Source organism: Sulfurihydrogenibium yellowstonense SS-5 (assembly GCF_000173615.1).
Taxonomy (GTDB): domain Bacteria; phylum Aquificota; class Aquificia; order Aquificales; family Hydrogenothermaceae; genus Sulfurihydrogenibium; species Sulfurihydrogenibium yellowstonense.
Genome location: NZ_ABZS01000117.1, coordinates 1 through 5,275, shown reverse-complemented (window position 1 = coordinate 5,275; position 5,275 = coordinate 1). Strand labels below are relative to the sequence as shown.

The window sequence follows — 5,275 nt, the reverse complement described above, 5'->3', positions numbered from 1 at the left end:
CTCCTAATTGCAGAAAGATATATAAAAATAGGAGAAGAAAAGAAGGCAATTAAGCATTTAGATGATTTAGAAAAAAGTAACGATCCGGATATTCTTGGTAAAGCAAAGTTTTTAAGATATTCAATTTTAAAGCAAAAATTCTTCTCAAAAAATGTATCTTTAGAAGAAAAAGAATATTTAAGACATCAAATGAAAGCAGTTCTTGAAGAAAGCTATAAATCTATGATAGACGTAAAAGAACTTGAAAAAGAATATAAAGAAGCTTTATCAATGGAGTTTCAAGATTTAGCCTATAAAATAGCAATAAAAATATTGAATATTAATCCAAGCAATATATACTGGCTAAAGGAAAACTATAAACTGGCTATAATGTTAAAAGATTATGATAATGCTATTAGATTTTTACAAAAGCTTGTAATTTTAGACAAAGAAAATTCTTTTAACTATAATAAGGAAATTGTAAATGTTTATAAAGCGAAAAAAGATTTCTATGGTTTATCCAATCACTTAGAATATTTATACAAAACCGATTCTGCAAACAAATACTATTGGGCTAAAGAATTGCTAAATTTGTATAGCTATCAAAAGCAATATAATAAAGCGATTAGTTTGCTAGAGCAACTCTATGAAACCGATACTAAGAACAAAGACCTGTGGTTAAAACAATTGACAGACTTATATCTATATCAAAAACAGTATGAAAAGGCTTTGAATATTTACTTAACACAGCTTGATATGGAAAAAAATCCTTTAAAAAGAAAAGAGTATTTCAAAAAAGCAGTTGAAATCGCCCTTTGGAGTAAAAATTTAGAGTTGGCAAAAAATATAATTTCTAAGTACTATAATGAATTTTTGAATGATAGAGAGATGATGAAGTTTGTATTAAAATCTTCCTTGGCAACAGGAGATCCAAAATTTGCATATAAAATAGCACTGGATATTAAACAGAGGGTTATAGAATGATCTCTTCTTTTAGAGAAACCTTAGATAAATATTCTTACATTAAGATAGCAACTTTGATTGCTTTTACTCCGCTGGTTTCTTTTGCTGTTGAAAAAGAAGATATAACTTTACAAATAAAAGAAAAAAAAGTTAATAAAGAGTTGTCAAAACAAATCAAAATCGGTAAAGTTTATGATGAAGAGCTTTTAAAACTTCTTTTGATTACATTCTTAGGAAATCAAGATTTAGAAAATGCCTATATAGTTGCAAAAAAAGGAGCTGAATTATTTTCTAACAATCCATATTGGTTAAAAAACTTAGGACAGGTTGCGATCTGGACAAAAAGACCTGCGGAAGGTATAGAAGCCTACTTAAAACTATATCAAATAACTAAGGATGAAAACATAAAAAGAGAACTGTTTAACCTTGCCTTAGCGACAAATAGGTTTGATATAGCGATCAATTTGGTAGAAAAGGATGCACTAAGTGGCAAATTTAACGATTTAAAAACTTTGCTCTACATCTATCAACAAGCCGGAGAAGTAAAAAAGCTTACAGAAATTTTAGAAGCTATGTATGAAAAGGATAAAAACATAGATATATTAAGAAACTTAACAATGATCCTTTATAATTATGGAGATTTAGACAAAGCTTCAAAATATGGTGAAATTCTATACAGTAGGCAAGATAAAAACTATAAAGATGTTTTGCTTTATTCAAGTATACTATATGCAAAAAAAGATTTGAAAAAATCCTTGGAAGTTTTAAAATCATACTTTCCTAATATAACTGTTAGTAAAGACATAGAAGAAGATAGATTAGAGTATCTTTATACGCTTTCAGACTTGGCTTGGGCTTTAAGAGATTTTGACACATCAATCGATATTGCTGCTCAGCTTGATAAGATTGACAAGGGAAGGCTGGCAGAATATATCAGGTTGTATACATACTTTTATTTTAAGAAAGAATATAAACTATCTGCTGATTATGCTTTGAAAGGTTATGAAAAATATAAAGACTATTATCTATTATCCAGCTATATAGAAAGTTTATACTTGACTAATGACTATCAAAAAATAGTTGAATTTATAGAAAGTAATAAAATTGATTATAACTCTTCTGCTTTGATACTATCTAGATATATAAGCAGTTTATTAAAGTTAAATCAAACGCAAAAAGCGTTAAATATCGCAAAAAATGTATTGGATAAAAAGTTTGACTCTCAAATCATTTCTGAGCTAATCTTTGCTTCAATAGAGTCTTCTAATCAAAATCTTGCTAAGTATATAGTAAATAATTATAAAAAATATGAAACATTAGTTCCAAAATCTTTTACATTCTTGTATCTTTTTTTAGAAAACACAAAAAAAGCTCTTGAATTGTCTTATAATCAGCTTAAAAATAGCAAATCTATCTCTGATAAGTTGCTTTACGCAGATATACTGTATACATATGGCAGATTTGAAGAAAGCGAGAAAATAAAGTATGAAGTATTTAAAGAGCTTAAAGATAAGCAAAGTCTATCATCAGAAGATGCCTACAACTTTTTGAGAGTAGCTGATAAGTATTTATCTTCAAGGCAATATTTAGAGCTACTTGAAAAATATAAAAATATCATTTCATTAAAATCTTATAACGACCTTTATTTTTCTCATCTTCTTAAAACTGATCATCATTCAAAGTTAGAGTATTTAATGAAAAGACATAGCTATGATTTACGTCCATGGATGCAGTTAAATTTAGCTTTATGGTCAAATGATAAGTATTGGCAATACAATCTTCTTGAAAAATTTGCTGATATCCTGCCTATTAGGGATAGAGTAACTGCATTTACCGAGACTGGTCAAATTGATAAAGCTATGTATTATGGATATAAAGGACTGGATGAAAATCCGGAAGATTATTTATTATACAAACAACAAAGAGATTTAATCACAACTTACAGACCAAAAGTTGAAATATTGTCAAACTATACAGATAGAGCCGGCGTTAAAGACATTTCTGAAGATATATTTATTCAGGCTAAACCAAAAGAAGGCTTCCATGTGTTTGTTAGATATAAAGGTTCAAATCCATTTAGTGTTGATAATCTAAAAATGATTAACGTTCCTGATAGAAGTGATATCTCGATTGGGTTTAAAAAGGTGTTTGATGACGGAGAGATTAGTTTTATAGTAGGTTCGTTAAAAACTCTTTCATCAAACTTGTATTTAGATATTCAATTTAGAAGATACATAAAAAATAAAACCTATTTTGGTGGAGAGCTTGGTAAAAATATACCCACAGATGACACACTATTTTTATACTACGGTGGAATGAAGGATACGATAAGTGTCAACTTTTCTCACAGTTTTAATAACAGAACTGGCTTTTATATAAGTCCATCTTACAATATTTATTACTCATCTGATGAGAAAAAAATAGGAACTTCTTTAAATTTATATGACGAACTTTATTACAAGCTTAGGGTAGGTTATCCTGATTATACGTTTAGGCTTTACTCGGCACACGGTAAATACAACGAAAAAGATGGATATAAAGGAAACATCGAAAAACTATCTCCATATCAAGCAACTAAATTTCTGCCACAATCTTTTAATTTAATCGGAGTTGGATTTTCTTTTGGATATGACAATAATACAAATTATGTAAGAGTTTGGAGACCATTTTTTAGTGCTGATATAACGTATAATGATGTTACAGGTTTGGGATATGGATTTTCTGGCGGAATAGGCGGCAGTTTATTTAGACAGGATAATTTAAGCTTAGGATTTAGATATATACAAGGGTTTAAAGGTACAGCAGATAAATATTTTAATAGCTACTTAAGATATATTTTATTTTACTAATGTCTTGAACGAGAAATTCAAAATATTACATGGCTCTTGGTCGTAACTGTAGAATATTAAAAGTGAGAGACTGTTGAAAAATTGAATAGTGGAAGGCAAGAAATGAGGAACTCTATTTAATTTGTTCTTTACTTACTCTGAAAACTTTAGTTTTATCCAAACTCCCAATTCCTCACCCGGCGTATATTGTAAAAATTATATACGTAAAAATAAAATACTACACTTTAAAAGTTCAAAAATACACTTATAATATTTAATGAATTTACTAACTTCAAAATTTCTTGACGGAGTTTAGATGTATAAATATATTTTTGGACCTGTTTTATCAAGGAGGTTTGGATTATCTCTTGGGATAGATTTATCGCCTGATGAAAAAAGCTGCAATTTTGACTGTTTATATTGCGAGTTAGAAAAAGCAAAGCCTATAAACTATATCAAACATCCACCAAAAGTTGAAGATATAATCAACGAAGTTAAAGATTTTCTATTAAAAAATCAATATCCAGATGTTATAACAGTTACAGCCAACGGAGAACCAACTCTTTATAAAGATTTAAATAACCTGATTGAGCAGCTAAACAAGATAAAAAATTCATCTAAAACTTTAATTTTATCCAATGGAAGTACTATAAATAATCCTTCGGTCAGGAAAGCTTTAAAAAAGTTTGATATAGTAAAATTATCTCTTGATGCAGCAGACCAAGAAACATTTGAAAAAGTAGATAGACCATTAGAAGGAATAGAGATTGAAGATTTAATAAATGGTATGATTTCATTTAGAAAAGAATATAGCGGAACGCTTGTTTTAGAGGTTTTGATTGTTAAATATATAAACGATAAACCTCAAGTAATTCAAAAGATCGTAGAAGCTGCGAAAAGGATTAATCCTGACAGAATTGATATTTCAACGATTGATAGACCGCCGGCTTACAGAGTCTTTCCTGTAGATAACCAAACTCTTTATGAAATTGCAAAGATGTTTGAAGGTTTAAATGTTAATGTTGCTGTTAGAAAAAACGGCGGAGATGTTAAAAAAGTTTCATTAGATGAAGAAGATATTTTAAATACTTTCAAAAAAAGAGCTTATTCTTTAAATGATATTCAAACTTTGTTTGATGAGGAAACTCAAAAAAAAATTCAAAACCTTTTAGCTTCGGGCAAGGTAAAGAAAATAAACGTTGGAAATTTGGAGTTTATCAAGGGATAAGTAAAAGGATGCTGCAGAATTATTTAAATTGTTCCAAAAACACAAGCTGTCATTCTGCAGCCGACGAAGAATCTCTTTTTTTACTTTTTAATAAAACATGTGATCCTTCGGCCTTACGGCCTCAGGATGATAAAGAACGACCTGATGGTGTCATTCTGAGCATAAGCGAAGAATCTCATTTTTCCTCTATTTTTAAAAGAGTGGATTCTTCGGACTAAAGTCCTTAGGATGACACGAAAAGGTAAACTTACAGAAATTTTGCAAGCATTTTCATTTT

General features: G+C 29.1%; 3 protein-coding genes. All 3 read left to right on the top strand.

All coding sequences use genetic code 11. From position 1 onward, the window contains the following. Positions 1-963 (top strand): tetratricopeptide repeat protein (locus SULYE_RS05545; protein WP_007547370.1); only part of this gene is annotated, 963 nt, incomplete at its 5' end. Beyond that, positions 960-3,791 carry a tetratricopeptide repeat protein gene (locus SULYE_RS05540; protein WP_007547369.1) on the top strand — a complete coding sequence of 944 codons (2,832 nt, stop codon included), beginning with the start codon at positions 960-962 and terminating at the stop codon, positions 3,789-3,791. The genes SULYE_RS05545 and SULYE_RS05540, both read left to right, overlap by 4 nt. 295 nt (positions 3,792-4,086) lie before the next feature. Then, a complete protein-coding gene (locus SULYE_RS05535; RefSeq protein WP_007547368.1) occupies positions 4,087-4,998 on the top strand; it encodes a radical SAM protein in 912 nt (303 codons plus the stop codon). Positions 4,999-5,275: the final 277 nt, after the last annotated feature.